Annotated in this window: 16 protein-coding genes; 3 read left to right on the plus strand and 13 right to left on the minus strand. The window is 31.9% G+C overall.

Annotated elements, in window-relative coordinates; all coding sequences use genetic code 11:
* Positions 1 to 12: 12 nt before the first annotated feature.
* From GN138_RS06985 to GN138_RS06995, 3 genes are all read right to left on the minus strand, one after another.
* A complete protein-coding gene (locus GN138_RS06985) occupies positions 13 to 1188 on the minus strand; it encodes an LETM1-related biofilm-associated protein (RefSeq protein WP_157363076.1) in 1176 nt (391 codons plus the stop codon).
* A 145-nt stretch (positions 1189 to 1333) separates the two neighbouring features.
* Positions 1334 to 1921 carry a hypothetical protein gene (locus GN138_RS06990; RefSeq protein WP_157363077.1) on the minus strand — a complete coding sequence of 196 codons (588 nt, stop codon included), beginning with the start codon at positions 1919 to 1921 and terminating at the stop codon, positions 1334 to 1336.
* A 139-nt stretch (positions 1922 to 2060) separates the two neighbouring features.
* Complete coding sequence (locus tag GN138_RS06995) at positions 2061 to 2690, minus strand: YceI family protein (RefSeq protein WP_157363078.1); 630 nt, start codon at positions 2688 to 2690, stop codon at positions 2061 to 2063.
* A gap of 146 nt (positions 2691 to 2836) precedes the next feature.
* On the opposite strand from GN138_RS06995, the gene hemN reads away from it, so the two are divergent.
* The gene (gene hemN / locus GN138_RS07000; protein WP_157363079.1) at positions 2837 to 4201 is read left to right on the plus strand and encodes an oxygen-independent coproporphyrinogen III oxidase; all 1365 of its coding nucleotides are present in this window, start codon (positions 2837 to 2839) and stop codon (positions 4199 to 4201) included.
* A gap of 42 nt (positions 4202 to 4243) precedes the next feature.
* Complete coding sequence (locus tag GN138_RS07005) at positions 4244 to 5080, plus strand: universal stress protein (protein WP_157363080.1); 837 nt, start codon at positions 4244 to 4246, stop codon at positions 5078 to 5080.
* Positions 5081 to 5208: 128 nt separating this feature from the next.
* On the opposite strand, the gene GN138_RS07010 is transcribed toward GN138_RS07005, so the two are convergent.
* From GN138_RS07010 to GN138_RS07050, 9 genes are all read right to left on the minus strand, one after another.
* The gene (locus GN138_RS07010; protein WP_157363081.1) at positions 5209 to 5781 is read right to left on the minus strand and encodes a hypothetical protein; all 573 of its coding nucleotides are present in this window, start codon (positions 5779 to 5781) and stop codon (positions 5209 to 5211) included.
* A gap of 65 nt (positions 5782 to 5846) precedes the next feature.
* On the minus strand, positions 5847 to 6548 hold the full coding sequence (locus GN138_RS07015) for a sulfite exporter TauE/SafE family protein (RefSeq protein ID WP_157363082.1): 702 nt from the start codon (positions 6546 to 6548) through the stop codon (positions 5847 to 5849).
* Positions 6549 to 6995 carry a FixH family protein gene (locus GN138_RS07020; RefSeq protein ID WP_157363083.1) on the minus strand — a complete coding sequence of 149 codons (447 nt, stop codon included), beginning with the start codon at positions 6993 to 6995 and terminating at the stop codon, positions 6549 to 6551.
* 60 nt (positions 6996 to 7055) lie between these two features.
* Positions 7056 to 8480 (minus strand): cytochrome c oxidase accessory protein CcoG, encoded by a 1425-nt coding sequence (gene ccoG, locus GN138_RS07025; RefSeq protein ID WP_157363084.1) that lies wholly within the window; start codon positions 8478 to 8480, stop codon positions 7056 to 7058.
* A 21-nt stretch (positions 8481 to 8501) separates the two neighbouring features.
* Positions 8502 to 9446 carry a cbb3-type cytochrome c oxidase N-terminal domain-containing protein gene (locus GN138_RS07030; protein WP_157363085.1) on the minus strand — a complete coding sequence of 315 codons (945 nt, stop codon included), beginning with the start codon at positions 9444 to 9446 and terminating at the stop codon, positions 8502 to 8504.
* Entirely contained in the window at positions 9443 to 9628 is a 186-nt protein-coding gene (locus tag GN138_RS07035; protein ID WP_157363086.1) for a CcoQ/FixQ family Cbb3-type cytochrome c oxidase assembly chaperone, read from the minus strand. Before GN138_RS07035 ends, GN138_RS07030 begins: the two co-directional genes overlap by 4 nt.
* A gap of 6 nt (positions 9629 to 9634) precedes the next feature.
* The gene (ccoN, locus tag GN138_RS07040; protein WP_157363087.1) at positions 9635 to 11833 is read right to left on the minus strand and encodes a cytochrome-c oxidase, cbb3-type subunit I; all 2199 of its coding nucleotides are present in this window, start codon (positions 11831 to 11833) and stop codon (positions 9635 to 9637) included.
* A gap of 10 nt (positions 11834 to 11843) precedes the next feature.
* Positions 11844 to 12026: a cbb3-type cytochrome oxidase assembly protein CcoS gene (ccoS, locus tag GN138_RS07045; RefSeq protein ID WP_157363088.1), complete on the minus strand. Its 183-nt coding sequence runs from the start codon at positions 12024 to 12026 to the stop codon at positions 11844 to 11846.
* Positions 12027 to 12105: 79 nt separating this feature from the next.
* A complete protein-coding gene (locus tag GN138_RS07050) occupies positions 12106 to 14481 on the minus strand; it encodes a heavy metal translocating P-type ATPase (protein ID WP_157363089.1) in 2376 nt (791 codons plus the stop codon).
* A gap of 106 nt (positions 14482 to 14587) precedes the next feature.
* Here GN138_RS07050 and GN138_RS07055 point away from each other — a divergent pair, with 106 nt between their 5' ends.
* On the plus strand, positions 14588 to 15265 hold the full coding sequence (locus tag GN138_RS07055; RefSeq protein ID WP_157363090.1) for a Crp/Fnr family transcriptional regulator: 678 nt from the start codon (positions 14588 to 14590) through the stop codon (positions 15263 to 15265).
* A 52-nt stretch (positions 15266 to 15317) separates the two neighbouring features.
* On the opposite strand, the gene GN138_RS07060 is transcribed toward GN138_RS07055, so the two are convergent.
* Entirely contained in the window at positions 15318 to 18542 is a 3225-nt protein-coding gene (locus tag GN138_RS07060; RefSeq protein WP_157363091.1) for a WD40/YVTN/BNR-like repeat-containing protein, read from the minus strand.
* Between the last annotated feature and the right edge of the window lie 69 nt (positions 18543 to 18611).

Below are 18611 nucleotides of genomic sequence, written 5' to 3' on the forward strand. Positions count from 1 at the left end.
GAGAATTTTAGATTAATCTTTATCTTCAATCCTGTTATCATCAAAGGCAGAAGGCAATAATTTTGGAATAAATTTTATAAAAAGTGGTAAAAGCAGCATACCACCAGGTAACATAAAAATGGCTAAACTTGGTATAGATTTAAAAATGTCTAAGAGTTGTGTTTGAATCTTTTTCTGTTCTTCATCGGTAAGATTGCGTTGCGTAGATTGCGCTAAAAGCCACATTGCTTCTTTACTTTCGGATAATTCTTTAATTAGTCGTTTGCTGTTTCGTGTAATTAATTTAGAAACAACTTTACTACTATTATCATAAAAACTCTGTGCCAAATTTTTAGAGCTCAAAAAAGCCACATCATCCTTATGTTCAGCATAAAACAAGTTAATATCATTTACAGATTTTGCAATAGTTTCACTGTCTAATTCTAAATCATTTTTTAAACGTACCAAAAACTCGCGTTCTTCAGAATCTACTACTTTGTCTGACCAAGAAGCCATACAAACCAAATCTACTACATATAATTTTTCAAAAGGTGTATTAATAAAACCCACAGCAGCTTGGTAAGAGGGTAATTCAGAATTTTTGTGTCTTATAGAGCTTTCAAAGAGTTTAATAAGATTTTCATCGTATTCGGTCTTTTCAGATTTGTTATTTATAACTGAAAAAACAATAGTTTCTAAAGCAGATTCTAGATTGTTAACATAGGATCTTATGTTGTTTTCATCTTTTAAAAAACGTTGATATCCTAAAACATCTACAAACAAAAGGGCGTTAATTAAAAAGTAATTAAAGTTTTTAGTGATAAAATTATCATCAATATGAATGCGTTTATGTATCATTTTTTCTAACAAACTATTTGGCGATTTATCACTAAATAATTCTTCAAAAAAAGAACGTTTTTGGTTACTAATAGCTTTATAATATTGTATTAAACTATCTACAAAATTTTTTTGGGTTTGGGTTTTAGAATAGACAAAATAAAAAGCAAGTAAAAGGTTTATTTTACAGCGCTCTTCTTCAGTTAAATCAAAGGGTTTAACAATATCTAGAACAACATTAATATTACTACCATAAATGAATCCGGCTTTTTTTAAACGCATATAAAACTCGTATTCAACTGTTTCAGAATATTTTTTTTCTGAAAGGTCATCGAGTAATTTTTTTATCCAGCCATTAGCTGATGGATTCATAACACTAATATTAAGATTGTAAAGTTAACTTATTATGCTAATAAATTATTAAATTTTTTTTACCAAAAATTCAATCTATAGCGTTATTTATAAAAATAGAAAAATGCAACTTTTACGAAGTAATGCGGAGAGTAACCATTAAGTTTTATATTGAGTTTATTTTGTTTTCAATTTCAAGTTTACATAATGTTTCAAACCGTGTACGTCTATTTTTTATAGTGTTAGAATTAGTGAGTAAAGACTGTCTAATTAGCCGTTCTAATGGTGTATTTACTATCGTTTGGTAGTATTTTACATCAATTTTACTTTTTCTGGCAAGAATTAAATATTCATTTTTAGAATTATTAATGGCATTTTCATAACTAATCATAGCATTTACTTGGTTTATGGCTTTGCCTAAAGATGTTTGTGTTAAACCAATAGAATACTTATCTATTTGTTCTAATTTTTTTAAACAGGTTCTAGCGTATTTAATGACTTCAGGGTGGTATTGAAAATTTTTAATTTGATGAGGAAGCCAAGTAAAATAGTTAAAGTTAATTTCAATTAATTCTTTTATAGAATACCCTTTAAATGGAGAAAAGTGCAATTTGCTATTTAACGCATAGATTTTGCCTTTAGGAATTCCTTTATCGTCTAAATTTGAATTTACAAATGATGTGTCAAATTCTTTTTCTTGTAAAACTTCTAATAGGTAACCTTTTTCCTTTTTAGTTCTAAAAATAGATTCCATAGCACAATTTGTATTGATGTGCTGATAATTTAATTATAAAATAGATACAAGTAAATACGTAGATCTACGTATTTTTACAAAAAAACCACTAAGAGGACTTAGTGGTTTTTTATTTTATAGAATATTATTTTTATAGAAATTATTTATCTCGTAGATAAGTGTTAACTTCTATAGCAACGTCTTCCCATGTTTTACTTACACCATCGGAACCTTTATGCAAATCAAAACAAACCTTGTTTAACGTAGCTAGCGCATCTAAAGCATTCCAATCCTTAAGATTCATGGTACCTTTCATAGTTACACGTCTTTCATCTACAACTGAAACTTCTAACGGTAAATCTGCTGTAACTCCATTCATGGTAATTTTTGCAGAGTGCTTACCTTCAGCAAATTTTATTTTTCCTGTTAAAAATTCGGTGTCTAACATAGCACCAAAAAAGGATTCTTTAAGTTTAGCATCTCTAGAATCGTCTTTAGTAAATAAACTACTCACTGGTATTGAAAATTCAAGGTTATGTAAAGCTTCTTCAACAGTTGCGCCTTCTTTTTCTTCAAAATTTAGAGTAGCAAATTCACCACCAACAGGTACTTTATCTGTAGTTTTATATGCTGTCCATTTTACTGAAGTAGCTTCTGGTTTAGCGATATATTTTACAGTGTTTTCTGTGGTTTCTTTAGCTTCGGTTGGCGTTTCTTTTTTCTCGTCTTTACAAGAGGTAATACCTAATGTAACAACAAATAGTAAGGATAAAAATTTTGTGCTTTTCATGATTTTTTTTATTTAAGTAAAGTTAATCATATAAGGGCTTCTATGCAAGTGAGTGGTGCCTCTTAAGCTATTATTTTTAACCCGTATGATAAATATCATATTTTAAAAGCTGACCTTCAACTAATTTTGAGTCCTTTAAAATAGGTATGAGTCAAGCATTAATACAGAAATATAATGTAGCAGGTCCTCGTTACACGAGTTACCCAACAGTTCCTTATTGGGATTTAGAAACATTTTCGTTGGAAGCATGGCAAACCTCATTAAAGCGTTCTTTTATAGAGAGTAACGCTGTGGAAGGTGTTAGCCTGTATATTCATTTACCGTTTTGCGAGAGTCTATGTACATTTTGTGGCTGTCATAAACGAATTACAAAACGTCACGAGGTAGAATCTCCATATATAAAAGCACTTTTAAAGGAGTGGGATTTATATTGTGAATTATTAGGCCAAAAACCCAAAATTAAAGAATTGCATTTAGGAGGTGGCACACCTACGTTTTTCTCACCAGAACATCTTCATTTTTTAATTTCAGAATTATTAAACGTGGCCGAATTAGCACAAGGTTATGAATTTAGTTTTGAAGGACATCCTAATAATACCACAGAAACACATTTACAAACTTTATATGACCTAGGTTTTAGACGTGTTAGTTTTGGTGTACAAGATTATAATAATAAAGTACAGATAGCTATACATAGAATTCAGCCCTTTGAAAACGTTAAACAGGTTACAGACTTGGCTCGTAAAATTGGGTATACATCAGTTGGGCACGATATTATTTTTGGTTTACCCTTTCAATCTGAAGCTGATGTTATAGAAACCATAAGTAAAACCAAGGCGTTAATGCCAGATCGTATTGCTTTTTATAGCTATGCACATGTTCCTTGGATAAAAGGAAATGGTCAAAGAGGATTTAATGATACTGATTTACCAACCGCAGATTCAAAACGAAAACAATACGAAATAGGAAAACAATATCTTGAAACTGCAGGCTATATAGAAATTGGTATGGACCATTTTGCTTTAAAAACGGATTCACTTTACCAAGCCATGAAAAATGAAACACTACACCGTAACTTTATGGGTTATACTGCTTCTAAAACGCAAGCTATGATAGGGTTGGGAGTTTCTTCAATTAGCGATAGCTGGTATGGTTTTGCTCAAAACGTAAAATCTATAGAGGCTTATTATAATTTAATTGAAAAAAATATTATTCCTGTGTTTAAAGGTCATATTTTAAATACTGAAGATTTAATAATACGAAAACACATACTTAATCTTATGTGTAATTTTAAAACTGAGTGGACTAATAAAGATGCAATTTTTAATGATTTGCCTGAAGTTTTAATAAAGTTAAAGGAATTTGAATTAGATGGCTTACTTCAATTTGGAAATAAACAGGTTATTGTTACAGAGAAAGGAAAACCTTTTATAAGAAATATATGTATGGCTTTTGATGTGCTTTTGCAACGAAAAAAGCCTGAAACAAAACTGTTTTCAATGACAATTTAAAAATGTTGAATAGTTGTCAATATTAAAATTAAACTTAAAGAAATGAAAAAAATAATAGTACCAATAGACTTTTCTGAACATTCCGAGTTTGCTTTAGAAGCAGCAGCTAATTTAGCACAAAAATATGGTTCGGAGCTTATAACTTTACATATGTTAGAACTGTCTCATGCTATAATATCAGCTAGCAGTGATTCTTTAACCCAAGAAGAATCTATTTATCATTTAAAATTAGCTGCACAAAAATTTGAAGACTTTTTAGATAAACCTTATTTAAAGGGTATAGAAATAACACCTATTGTAAAGAAGTTTAAAGTGTGGAGCGAAATAAACGATGTGGCTAAAGAAAATGACGCAAGTTTAATAGTAATGGGCTCGCAAGGTGCTAGTGGAATTAAGGAGGTTTTAGTGGGATCTAATACCGAAAAAGTGGTGAGGCACTCAGACATACCAGTATTAGTGATAAAGCACAATCCTATATTATTAGATTTTGAAAATATTGTATTTGCATGTGATTTTACAGAAGAAGCTATAACTCCTTATTTAAACGCCAAGATTACAGCAAAAAAACTTAAAGCTAAAATACACTTGGTTTATGTAAATTCTCCGGATGGAAACTTTAAAAGTTCTTCTGAAATTGATAAAACTGTTGCTAATTTCTTAAAGAAAGCAGACGGAAATTTAGATAGTTTAAGTGCGGTAAATGTTGTTTGTGATTATTCTGTAGAAAAAGGTATACTAAATTTTGCAAATGTTATTGGAGCCGACTTAATTTCTATAGCAACACATGGTAGAACTGGTTTAGCGCATTTCTTTGAGGGAAGTATATCAGAGGATATTGCAAATCACTCAACATTACCAGTAATGACCTTTAGGATATAAATTCACAATATTTAATGAATAGTACGATGTAAAAACGAATTTAGTTAGTGTTTATTAGAAATTACATTGTATTAAAAACGCCAAAGACAACAGTCTTTGGCGTTTTATGTTATCAAACTAGGTTTATTTTAAAATGTATAACCGATTCTTAGATTTAGATTTAAGGCAATTAAATTGGTGTCTTTAATATATACATTACTCTCTTTTATAATGCGCGCATATCCCAAACCAATACCTGTTTCGTAGTTAATATGCTTGCCAATATGTCTACGAATTCCCCAAGTAGGTACAATTGACACATCACTTAAAAAGTTGGCGTAATCTGGAATATCACCAATAACTAAATCTGGATGAAAGGTGGTTTTAATTGATATAAAATTTCCGCTATTACCATCTATACGCTTAGATTTAGAGACTCTTTTGTTAAGATTGTAATACCATCTTGGTTCTATGGTTATAGCAGGTACTAAAACGAAAAAAGTACCACTACTAAAATTATCTCCAAAAGCACCAGCATCAAAACCTAATTCAGTTCTAAGCGCTATTGAATTAGAAAGTCTATTTTCATTATTAACCCAAATACCTAGAAAACCCGTTTGAATACTTAAAGAAGAATTTTCTACACTTGCATCTTGAATTTGTTGCGCGTTTGTATTAAAAATAGTAGAAATTAGAATTGATAATAATAAGATGTTTTTCATTTTAGATTGATTGATTAAGCTAATATAACAATAATCTTTTCAGAATGTAAAACATGATGTCTTATTTAGTGACACTCCATAGCACTGCTAGCAGTTTCAACAATTGGAGCAGGAGAGATGTATGGAATTCCTAAGCCTAAACCTCTAAGTATAAATAGAAAACCAATAACTACGACAAAAACCGGAATTGCTTTTTGAATACGTTGTTTTATGGTACTATTGAGAAATTTACCCAAATAGATGGCAGTTGTCATTAATGGTATTGTACCTAAGCCAAATAAAACCATATATATACTACCTTCTAATAAACTACCAGTTGCAATGGCACCAAATACTGCCATATACACTAAACCACAAGGTAAAAAACCATTAAGAAAACCTATAGTTAAAAAAGTGTCAGCAGTTTTCTTTTTAAGAGCTTTACCCAATGAAGACTTTATTTTAGATATAAATTTATATAGTGGTTTTGAAAGGTTGTATTTACCGATGGTTTTATGTGGTAATAGAATAACTACTATCATTATTATTCCTATAACAATAGAGAGTTGTTGCTGTATACCAAACAAGTAAAAACTCTTTCCTAAGAGTCCAAAAACTAAACCAATAATACTATAGGCTAATAATCGGCCAAAATGATAAATGGCAATCTGACTTACCTTTTTTAATGAGTTAGACCGGTTAACGGGTAGCATAAATGCAATTGGGCCACACATACCTACACAGTGTAAACTGCCTAATAATCCTAATATGAGCGCCGAAATAAGCATTTAATAATTGATATTTTCTTTAAATAGATACGTTTTTGTGTTATATTTCCAATCTATTTTAATGTTCCAACGACCATCCAACAAACGATTGTCAGGTATGAGCAAATTATGGTTAGATAATGAAATTGGAGTTTCAAAATCTAATTGCTTGTTAGATGGTCTGTATAGGAACACTTTTCCTTCTATGTTATTATAATTTAAGTTTTTTGGAAATGAAATTAATATGCCTTCTTTAGTTTTTTTCCAAGTTACATCTGTAGTTAAAGATTTAGCATGTTGCTCTTTATTAATATCATTTTGAAACTTTAGTTCTTGGCCATAATAGTCTTCTACAACCAAATCGTGATCATATTTTTGATTTGTACTCATGCTAATTACAAAATACATTATAAATGAAATAAAACATACAAATGCAATGACTATAGCTGTTCCCCAATTTATTTTCATGTCTGTTAAAATATACTATTGTTTCTTATCCTAATTTTTTAATATAAAATATTGTCTTTATTAATTAAAACTTCTCGGCCCTAGAAATGTTACAGAGGTAGTTTCAATTAATTCGTCTTTACTATAAAGGTCAATGATAACTTCATTTTTGTCACCAGAAAGGTCAATTTGTTTTAATTCTATAAACAGAGTACCTTCTCCTATACCTTGGGCATCTACAGAAAATGTATCTGAAGTAGAAACCACATTTATTGTGCCTTCCCAACCTCTTAATTTGAAGGTTAAATCATTAATATCTTTAGTCGTTTTATTAACAAGTTTAAAAGTATATACGTTACTTATTATACCATTTTCTTTATGCTCAAATAGTTGTCCTGGTAAACGTAATATCCTTGCTTCAACATCGCTTCTTAGTAATAACATGCCTGCTAAAACACCAATTAAAATCGTTAGCACGGCAATGTAACCTTTCATACGAGCGGTTAATTTAAAAGGCTCTTTTTTCTCAATTTCGTTTTCACTTGCAAATCGAATGAGTCCTTTTGGAAGATTAATACTTTCCATAATATGATCGCACTCATCTATACATGCCGTACAATTTACACACTCTAATTGTGTACCGTTTCTAATGTCTATTCCTGTAGGACAAACGTTAACACATTGATTACAATCAATACAATCACCATATCCTAGAGCTTCTCGGTCTTCCTTTTTTCTAAATTTTTTTCGTCCGTTTTCTGCTTCACCACGTTTGTGGTCGTAAGCAACAACTATAGATTTATTATCTAGTAGAACACCTTGTAAACGACCATAAGGGCAAGCAATAATGCAAACTTGTTCTCTAAACCATGCAAAAACAAAATAGAAGACCGCTGTGAAAATGAGCAAAGGAATTAAGGTTCCTAAATGCGCCATTGGGCCTTCTGTTATATATCTTAAAAGTTTATCACTTCCTATTAAATAGGCTAAAAATATGTTTGCAATTAAAAATGAAATTATTAAGAAGATAAACCATTTAAGTGCTCGTTTTCTAATTTTTTCTGCATCCCATTTTTGTCGGTCTAATCGCATTTGTTTGTTACGATCGCCATCTATCCAATATTCTATTCGTCTAAAAACCATTTCTAAGAATATGGTTTGCGGACAAATCCAACCACAAAAAACACGTCCAAATCCTACTGTAAAAAGTGTGATAAATACAACACCAATTAGCATGGATAAAACAAAAAGATAAAAATCTTGCGGCCAAAACGGAAATCCAAATATATTAAACCGTCGTTCTAATATATTAAACATTAAAAATTGGTTACCATTTATTTTTATAAATGGAGATACAAATAAGAATGTTAAAAGAAAATAACTAACAATTTTACGTTTTTCATATAATGGACCAGATGGTTTTTTAGGAAAAATCCATTTTCGTTTACCTTCGTTATCAATGGTAGCGATAGAATCTCTAAAAATTTCGTTTTCTGGTGTTTCCATTTTATATTAAATAACTATTAGTTAGTTATTAGATACTACAGTTTCCTCGTCTTTATTTTCAGTGTCTTTTATTTCTGAGCTTTCTGCATTTTCATCTACCCAAATTTCGCCTTCAGGAGCTTTTGGTTCAGCTGGTGTTGTGCCTTGAAATTGTAAGACATAACTTGCTACTTGTGCCATTTCTAAAGGTTTTAATTCAGATTTCCAAGACACCATTCCTTTTCCATCTCTACCACCTTCAGATATGGTGTTAAAAACATTTTTAATGCCACCTCCTAAAATCCAGTGTTGATCAGTTAAATTTGGTCCAATTCCACCGCCACCATCAGATTTATGGCATGCTATACAATTGGTTTCAAATATTTTTTGACCAGCTTTTAAATCTGCAGCTTCAGTTAAAAGTTCAACCGTATTTACATCAACTAAATTTTTTGCTGTTTTTTTGTATTCTTCAATTGCAGCATTGGCTTCTGCATATTCAATTTCGTATTCTGCAAATTGGTCATCTGCATTTAATACATGGTACCGCACCATATAGATTACGGCAAAAACAATAGAGATATAAAAGCTATATATCCACCAAGGTGGTAGATTATTATCTAATTCTTTTATTCCATCGTAGTTATGGTCTAATATAATTTCACCTTCTTCTTCAATAGGTTTGTGGTTACTTGCTAACTTTGCGTAAATTGACTTTAGCTTTGTAAATTGATACGATTTTTTTCTATTGGCTAAGTAACGCTCTTTAGCTTCTTTATCTAAACTTTGAAAAAGAATATTATCCATGGAGCTCACAATACCTTCAATAGCTATTAATACTAATAAGACTAGTAATAAGAACAATAATATAATTGGCTGCTCTATAAAGGCAGGTTTGTCTCCTGAGTCAACAAAGTATTCAATAAGACCAGCAATAGCAAAAAAGATTACAGGTACTCTAATGTATGATGGGATTAAATGTCTCATATTTCGGTATCGTTTTGGTTGTCTAATGGAATGTTGCTAACTGTTTTTATATAATCTTTTTTAGCTGTTATTACCCAATAGAATAACACAACAAAAAAGACAAAAAAGATTAGAAGTGATATCATTGGATATATTTCTATACCTGTGATACTTTCCATGTGGTTTTTTACAAATTTTAGCATGGCTTTTTAGTTTTGAGCAGTTTCTTCAATTATGTCCTTTACTTTAATATCTGTACCTAAACGTTGTAAGTAGGCAATTAAAGCTACGATTTCTCTATTTCGCATTTCTACAAAATTTTCTCCTGCTGCTGCTTTGTCAGCTTCGTAAGAGGCTACAAAATCTGGGTCACTGTATAAGTTTTTTTCAATATTTGTACCTTGTTCTAACATGGAAGCTTGTGCGTTAGCAATATCTTCTTTAGTATAAGGAACACCCAATGAAACCATAGTTTCCATTTTCTTTTCAGTATCAGATTTATCTAATTCATTTCTAATTAACCATTGATATGCTGGCATTATAGAGCCTGATGAAGTACTTTGAGGATCATACATGTGGTTAAAATGCCAATTGTCTGAATATTTACCACCAACTCTATGTAAGTCTGGTCCTGTACGTTTACTTCCCCAAAGGAATGGGTGATCGTATACATATTCTCCAGCCTTTGAATACTCACCATAACGCTCTACTTCGGATCTAAATGGACGTATCATTTGTGAGTGACAACCCACACAACCTTCTCTTATGTATAGATCTCGTCCTTCTAATTCTAAAGGTGTATATGGTTTTACACTACTAATTGTTGGAATATTAGATTTTACAACTATAGTTGGTACTATTTGCACTATACCACCAATTAATATTGCAATGGTAGCATATATGGTTAATTGTATTGGCTTACGCTCTAACCATGTATGCCAACCTTCTCCAGAGACTCTTCGTTTAGAAACACGTTTTAATGCAGGAGCCTCTGCTAATTCATCAGTCACTTTATGTTCAGATTTAGCAATAGTCATTATTACGTTGTAAACAAGAATTAAGAGACCAGAAAGATATAATGTACCTCCAATGGCACGCATCCAATACATTGGCATAATTTCAGTAACCGTTTCTAAGAAGTTACCATAAACTAAGCTACCATCTGGGTTAAATTGTTTCCACATACTGGCTTGTGCAAAACCTGCAACATATAATGGCAGAGCATATAACATAATACCTAGTGTACCTATCCAGAAATGTACATTAGCTAGACCAATTGAGTATAGTTTTGTTTTAAATAACCTTGGGATTAACCAATAAATCATACCAAAGGCAAGGAAACCATTCCAAGCTAAGGCACCAACGTGCACGTGTGCGATAATCCAATCAGTAAAGTGTGCAATGGCGTTTACGTTTTTTAGAGATAACATTGGCCCTTCAAAAGTTGCCATACCATAACCCGTAATGGCTACAACCATAAATTTTAAAACAGGATCTGTACGAACTTTATCCCATGCACCACGTAAAGTTAATAGTCCGTTTATCATTCCTCCCCAAGAAGGCATTAATAACATTACCGAGAAGGCAACACCTAAATGTTGTGCCCATTCTGGTAAAGCGGTATATAATAAATGGTGAGGTCCTGCCCAAATGTATATAAAGATTAAAGACCAGAAGTGTACTATAGATAATCTATAAGAGTAGACAGGTCTATTTGCAGCCTTAGGAACAAAATAATACATTAGCCCTAAAAATGGTGTAGTAAGGAAAAATGCAACCGCATTGTGTCCGTACCACCATTGTACTAAAGCATCTTGTACACCTGCATATACAGAATAACTCTTCATACCAGTAAAACTAACAGGTATTTCTAAACTATTAAAAATATGAAGTACAGCTACCGTTACAAATGTTGCTATATAAAACCAAATGGCAACATATAAATGTCGTTGACGACGTTTTAGCATTGTACCAATTAAGTTAATACCAAATGCCACCCAGATAACAGCTATAGCAATATCAAAAGGCCATTCTAATTCAGCATATTCTTTAGAGGTAGAATATCCTAATGGTAAAGTAATTGCGGCTCCTACTATAATAAGTTGCCAACCCCAAAAATTTATATTACTTAATAAATCACTAAACATTCTCGCTTTTAAAAGTCGCTGAGTAGAGTAGTAAACACCAGCAAAAATTGCATTACCAACAAATGCAAAAATTACTGCATTAGTGTGTAATGGTCTTAAACGACCAAAACTTAACCATGAGATACCATCAGTTAAATTTGGGAATAAGAACATAAATGCCAAAATAAGGCCTACAAGCATGCCAACGACACCAAAGACTATAGTGGCATAGATGAATTTTTTAACGATTTTATTATCGTAATAGAATTGTTGCATTTCCATATTAAAGAAGTTAGTCGGTTTTAGTTTGTTTTGATGTATTATTTTCTTTTACAAGTTCGTCTTCAAACAACATACGTACAGAAGGTGTGTAATCATCATCATATTGCCCTGACCTTACTGCCAATAAAAAAATGACAAGGAAAGTAACGCCAACAACAACGCTAACGGATAATAAAATATAAATAACACTCATACCTACTGAAGTTATGAAACAAAATTACTTTTGTTCTTAATTTTAAAACATGACAAATGTCATGTTTTGTTATTTGTAATCATTCTAATTGTCTACCTAAAATGTTTGTAGCAATAGTTGTAAATACTACGATACTAATTGAGCTTAAAGGCATTAATATTGCAGCAACAACGGGTTCTAATTGCCCAGTAACTGCAAAAAATAAGCCTATTACATTATATATAAATGACAGTACAAAGCTCCATTTAATAATTTTTATAGCCGATTTAGAAGCAGTGATGTAAGCATACAGTGCTTCAAATTTTGTGGCATCTAAGATGGCATCACACGCAGGCGAAAACACATTCACATCTTCAGATATAGCAATACCAACATCACTTTGTGCTAAAGCTCCAGCATCATTTAAGCCGTCTCCAATCATTAAAACTTTGGCACCTTCGGATTGGTGGTATTTTATAAAATCGAGTTTATCTTCTGGCTTCTGATTAAAAATGAGTTTTGTTTTTGCAGGAAGTAATTTTTTTAAGTTTTCGCGTTCTCCTTCGTTATCACCAGAAAGAATGACTAAATCAAACCGTTGCTTCAATTGATTAAATAATTTTGAAACCCCTTTTCTGTAACTGTTATAAAATGTAAACTTTCCTTTATAAACATTGTTACTACTGATATGAACCGTTGTATTTAAAATAGCAGAGTCATTAGTATTACCAACAAAACTTGCCGAACCAATTTTCATATTTACCGCATTGTGTTTTGCTTCAATACCTTTGCCAATGTGTTCTTCAAAAGCATCAAGGGTTACGATATTATTTTCTTGTAAAACATTATATAATGTTCTACTCAATGGATGATTAGAACCTCTAAGTGAATTTTTAAGCACTAAGTTTTCAGAATCAGATAATATTTCGCCATCGTATAGAGCATTGCTTTCTTTGTTTGAAGTAATGGTTCCTGTTTTATCAAAAATTACTGTATTTATTTGTGCAAGTTGCTCAATAACACTGGCGTTTTTTACATAGAATTTTTGCTTTCCAAAGATTCTTAAAAGGTTACCAAAAGTAAATGGTGCAGATAGTGCAATAGCACAAGGGCAAGCAATAATTAGTACAGCTGTAAAAACATTCATGGCTTTTGTACTGTCTGTAATTAACCAAAAAACTGTTGCGATGATTGAGATAGTTAGAATAGCAATCGTAAAATGCTTACTTATGGTATTAGTAATATTAGTAAAACCATCTTCTTTGTTTTTATTGAAAACATCATTACTCCATAATTGTGTGAGGTAACTTTGCTCAACAGATTTGAGAGCTTCCATTTCTATAACACCATTAGTTTGCTTGCCACCAGCAAAGAGTTTGTCTCCAGATTTTTTAGAAACGGTTTGTGATTCTCCAGTAACAAAACTGTAGTCTATTTTAGCATTTCCTTTTATAAGAATACCATCAACCGGAATTAACTCTTCGTTTCTAATTAAGATACGGTCGCCTTTTTCTATATCATAAACTTGAATAGAATTTTCGTTTCCTTCTTTATCAATTTTAGTAATTGCAATAGGAAAGTAGGACTTATAATCGCGCTCAAAGGACAAGAAATCATAGGTTTTTTTCTGAAAGAATTTACCAACTAATAAAAAGAAAACTAAACCAGCCAAACTATCGAAGAAGCCAGAACCTAAATCAAAAATAATTTCAATTGTACTTCTTATAAATAGTACTGAAATACCTAAGGCTATTGGCACATCAATATTTAGAAGTTTTGCTTTTAAACCTTTAAATGCTGAAATAAAATAATCTTGAGCAGAGTAGAACACAATTGGAAGCGATAGCGCAAACATTAACCATCTAAAAACAGGTTTATACTGTTCTAACCAATATTCATTGACTTCAAAATATTCTGGAAACGATAAAAACATAATGTTTCCGAAGCCAAAAGCAGCAACACCAAGTTTGTAAATTAAAGTTCTATTAATGTGTTGTTTTCCAGATTTAAAATCGTCTAAACTTATATAAGGTTCATAACCAATAGAACTTAATAATAAGACTACAGATTTTAAATTTGTGGTTTCAGAATTATACGTAACTCTAACGGTTTTCTTGCCAAAATTGACTTGAGAGTCAGAAATGTTAGTATTTAATTTATTGAGGTTTTCTAGTATCCAAATACAAGAACTACAATGAATATGCGGAATGTAAAGCGTAGCGATTTCTATAGCGTCGCTTCTAAATTCTGTAAGTTTTTCTATAATGTTGTCTTGGGAGAGAAAATCGTATTTGCCTTCTATTTCCTTTGGGATTGCGCCAGGTGAACTCTGTAAATCGTAATAACAAGTTAAGTCATTCTCGTTAAAAATTTCATATACAGTTTTACAGCCATTACAGCAGAATGACTTCTCTTGAAAAGTGATGGGATGGTTACCACAATCATCGCCACAGTGAAAACAAGTTTTGCTTTCCATATTAAAATTTGCTCAATTATACCTGAGACAAAGGTTCTACAATATACAATTTTAACCTATGATAATTGTCATGTTTTAGTTACTTTTGAAATAACAGATTTTTGCTATGAGTAAGTGTGAACAATGTATTATTAAACAGTTTAATTCTTTAAAATCACTCGGAAAAGATGATTTAATAAGAATTTCAGGATGTAAGACATCTCGTTTTGTGAGTAAAGGCGAAGTAATTTTTAGCGAAGGCGAAAGCATAAATGGTATTTATTGTATTAAAGATGGTGTTTGTAAATTATCTAAATTAAGTTCTAACGGAAAAGACCAAATTGTAAAATTGGTGGTTAGAGGAGATTTAATTGGGCAACGGTCATTAGTGTCTGAAGAAAAATCCAATCTTACAGCCATTGCATTAAATAATATGGAAGTATGTTTTATTCCTAAGAACGAAGTATTGTTTGACCTTTCTAAGAATCCCAAATTTTCTTTTGATATGTTACAAGAGATGGCTAAAGAGCTCAGAGTTTCTGATAACGTTATTGTAGATATGGCTCAAAAATCGGTTAAACAACGTTTGGCGGATGTTTTAATTTATTTGCATGAAAATTTTGAAAAGGATGAAATGGGCTTTTTAAAAGTTGTTTTATCTAGAGAGGATTACGCAAATCTAGTAGGTACAGCAACAGAATCTGCAATTAGAATCTTATCTCAATTTAAAAAATCTGGTTTAATTTCTACAACAGGAAAACATGTAAAGGTTGAAGATTTAGATGGTTTAAGACGTATTGAATAAAAAAAAACACCCTAAATAATTTAGAGTGTTTCTTTTAAATAATTTATTGATGTTAATCTAATTTAAAAGTCTTAACGTCTTTAAAAGGATTTGTTTTTACAACTTTCATTTTAGCCTTATAAACTGACCAATCGTTTTTGTAGAAATCATTTGTTTCAGCAAATAGCTTTTCTAACGCATTTTTTGCATGTTTAATTAATGTGGTTTCTGTTGATGTTAATCCATTTTGGCTGCCGTTAATGTAACCACTTGCAATTCTTAAACGTAGTAATGGTGTAACTTCAGGGCTTCTTGTAATTCCTTGTCTTTTATCTTCTTTACCAAGATATTTGTCTAATAATCCATTAATAGATTTTATAACAGTTTTTGAAGCTTTAATTTCTTCTTTGTAATGTTCTTTATCTAGTTTAGCCAATTCTTTTTTATAGTTTTCTGCTATAGTTTTACTTTCTACTAATTGTTTTGTGGCATCTGCTGTGGTTTGTTGTAATTGCTCTATTTGTTTTGAAGCAGCATAAACTTCATCTATATTTTGTTGAGACACTTCTAGTCTCGGGTCTGATTCTACAGTTATTTTACTTTCTGATGTTTGGTCACCATATTCCAGAACAGCTCTATATGTACCTGGTTTTACTGTGACACCACTAGATTCTCTTGTGCGTTTTCTAATCTTACGAGAAGGTCTGTCTGCACCAGCTTCGTCCATATACCAGGTCCATTTCTGTATACCGTTTTCCTTAGGCGCTTTTGTTTTTAAAGTTCTAATTAAACGGTCGCCATCATATAATTTTAAAGTAAGAGAATCCCATTTTACTTTGTTTTTGTCTTTTTCAGAATCAATTTCAACAGTCTCTTCATCTTCTTTTTCATTAGCCTCATTTTCTTCCTTTTTATCAGTAACAGATTCGTGTTTTTTAAATAAATAAGAGAATCTTGCATCTCCTTTTCTGTTTTCTCCTTGGTACATGGCATCTGCTCCAAATCTACTACCAGTTGGTTGTTGGTAAGCGGCTAAATAAGCGGTTGGAGGTTCAAACAATTTAATAGTTGCATTTAATACTGATTTGTCTTTAGCCATTGCTCTTAAAGGTCTAATATCATCTAAAACCCAAGCTGCTCTACCAAAAGTTCCAATCACTAAATCGTGCTCTCTTGGGTGAATTATTAAATCTTTTACAGAAGTTGTAGGGAAACCTTCTGTCCATTTAGTCCATTTTTTACCAGCATTTAATGATATATATAAACCATCATCTGTACCTAAAAACATAAGGTTAGGTTCTACTAGATCTTCAACAATAGCTAAAGTGTAACTTTTAACATCATTTTCATCTACAATGCGCTCCCAAGATTTGCCGTAATTTTTAGTTCTATAAGCATAAGGCGTGTAATTAAAACGTCTATAATCATTGGCTATTAAAAGGGCTTCACCTTTATTTTTATTCGAAGCTTTAATTTGTGCAATCCAACTTCCTGTTGGTAAACCTTTTATGTTTTTAGTTACTTCTGTCCAAGAATCACCTCCATTTGTTGTATAATGTACACGTCCATCATCTGTGCCAGCCCAAAGCATATTTTTTTCAACAGGAGACGGTTCAATCACTAAAACCGTACAATGATTTTCTGCTCCTGTGGCATCCATAGTAAGACCACCACTTTCAGATTGTTTTAATTTTTCAGGATTATTAGTTGATAAATCTGGTGAAATTACGGTCCAAGTTTCGCCTTTATCTGACGATTTATGTACAAACTGACTACCAAAGTAAATGGTACTATTATTAAAAGGATCTATGTTTATTGCTGAGTTCCAATTAAATCTAAGTTTTACATCTGCATTAGGATGTGTTGGTCTTACACCATAATTGTTTCCTGTTTGCCAATCATATCTACTTACGTAACCTTGTTGGCTCATAGACCAACCATAACGAGAGTCGTCTTTATCTGGTATCACATCAAAGCCATCACCAAAACTTATTTCTTGCCAGTAACTATTTCTTATCCCTTGCGCTCGCCAAACATAAGCGGGTCCTCGCCAAGAACCATTATCTTGCATACCACCATAAACGTTATATGGAAATTCGTTGTCAACATTAATATGATAAAACTGAGCCACAGGAAGATTACCAATAAAACGCCATGTTTTTCCGCCATCTTTAGTAATATTCATTCCGCCATCATTACCATCAATCATAAAATTTCCATTCTCAGGGTGAATCCACCATGCATGATGATCAGGATGTACACCATTATCTACACCATAAGCAGGCATTAATTGTTTAAAGTTTTTACCACCATCTTCTGAAACGTTGACATAGGTAAAAATAGAATAAAGTCTGTTTTCATTTTCAGGATCTACGTAGATCTCAGAATAATAGAATGGTCTATTGCCAATATCACTTTTATCGTTTATTTTTTTCCACTTAAAACCACCATCTTCACTTTTGTATAACGCATTTTTTTTGGCTTCAACAAGAGCATAAATAACATCTGGTTTGTTTGGCGCAATAGCAACACCAATACGTCCTAAATTACCCTTAGGTAAACCATCCTCATCAGTGATTTTTTTCCATGTTTCGCCACCATTATGTGTAATGTGCAAGCCAGAACCTTCGCCTCCAGAATTAAAAAACCAAGGTTCACGTTTATGTTCCCAAAGTGTTGCGATTAATTTATTTGGGTTTGTTGGATCCATTATTAAATCGGCCGCACCTGTTTTATTATTAGCAAACAAAATTTTTGTCCAACTTTTTCCGCCATCTGTAGTTTTAAAAACACCGCGTTCTGGGTGTTCTCCCCAAGGAGAGCCAATGGCGCCAACGTAAACAACATCTGGGTTTGTTGGGTCTACAATGATTCTATGTATATGTCTTGTTTTTTCTAGCCCCATGGACTTCCAAGTTTTTCCACCATCTAAAGTTTTATAAATACCATAACCTCCATTTAATGAGTTACGTGGATTTCCTTCGCCTGTACCAACCCAAATAACACTTGGGTTAGATTGCTGAATCTCAACTGCACCAATAGACGCTGTAACTTCTTTGTCAAAAACAGGTTCCCAAGTAATACCACCAGAATTAGATTTCCATAGTCCACCAGAAGCTGTTCCTACATACATAACATCCGGATTGTCAGTTACCACATCAATGGCAGTAACACGTCCAGACATGCCTCCAGGACCAATATTTCTTGGTGACATGTTTTTAACTAAATCCATTGAAAAGTCTTGTGCAGACATAAATGTTATACTGAAAAGCATAACGAGAGCGAGTAATTTCTTCATTTATTTTAAAGTTGGTTGCGTAAGCCTTAAAATTAAGTAAAATATTTAGAGAAGTCTTAATGTGATGTT

Source organism: Winogradskyella endarachnes (assembly GCF_009741275.1).
In the GTDB taxonomy this organism is placed as follows: Bacteria; Bacteroidota; Bacteroidia; order Flavobacteriales; family Flavobacteriaceae; genus Winogradskyella; species Winogradskyella endarachnes.

Bases quoted from the DNA above. Each gene is read 5' to 3' on its own strand.
- GN138_RS07055 (WP_157363090.1), top strand. From the start codon at position 14,588: ATGAGTAAGTGTGAACAATGTATTATTAAACAGTTTAATTCTTTAAAA.
- GN138_RS07015 (WP_157363082.1), bottom strand. From the start codon at position 6,548: ATGCTTATTTCGGCGCTCATATTAGGATTATTAGGCAGTTTACACTGT.
- ccoN (WP_157363087.1), bottom strand. From the start codon at position 11,833: ATGGAAATGCAACAATTCTATTACGATAATAAAATCGTTAAAAAATTC.
- GN138_RS07060 (WP_157363091.1), bottom strand. From the start codon at position 18,542: ATGAAGAAATTACTCGCTCTCGTTATGCTTTTCAGTATAACATTTATG.
- GN138_RS07005 (WP_157363080.1), top strand. From the start codon at position 4,244: ATGAAAAAAATAATAGTACCAATAGACTTTTCTGAACATTCCGAGTTT.
- GN138_RS07020 (WP_157363083.1), bottom strand. From the start codon at position 6,995: ATGAAAATAAATTGGGGAACAGCTATAGTCATTGCATTTGTATGTTTT.
- hemN (WP_157363079.1), top strand. From the start codon at position 2,837: ATGAGTCAAGCATTAATACAGAAATATAATGTAGCAGGTCCTCGTTAC.
- GN138_RS07010 (WP_157363081.1), bottom strand. From the start codon at position 5,781: ATGAAAAACATCTTATTATTATCAATTCTAATTTCTACTATTTTTAAT.
- GN138_RS06990 (WP_157363077.1), bottom strand. From the start codon at position 1,921: ATGGAATCTATTTTTAGAACTAAAAAGGAAAAAGGTTACCTATTAGAA.
- ccoS (WP_157363088.1), bottom strand. From the start codon at position 12,026: ATGAGTGTTATTTATATTTTATTATCCGTTAGCGTTGTTGTTGGCGTT.
- ccoG (WP_157363084.1), bottom strand. From the start codon at position 8,480: ATGGAAACACCAGAAAACGAAATTTTTAGAGATTCTATCGCTACCATT.
- GN138_RS06985 (WP_157363076.1), bottom strand. From the start codon at position 1,188: ATGAATCCATCAGCTAATGGCTGGATAAAAAAATTACTCGATGACCTT.
- GN138_RS06995 (WP_157363078.1), bottom strand. From the start codon at position 2,690: ATGAAAAGCACAAAATTTTTATCCTTACTATTTGTTGTTACATTAGGT.
- GN138_RS07050 (WP_157363089.1), bottom strand. From the start codon at position 14,481: ATGGAAAGCAAAACTTGTTTTCACTGTGGCGATGATTGTGGTAACCAT.
- GN138_RS07030 (WP_157363085.1), bottom strand. From the start codon at position 9,446: ATGAGACATTTAATCCCATCATACATTAGAGTACCTGTAATCTTTTTT.
- GN138_RS07035 (WP_157363086.1), bottom strand. From the start codon at position 9,628: ATGCTAAAATTTGTAAAAAACCACATGGAAAGTATCACAGGTATAGAA.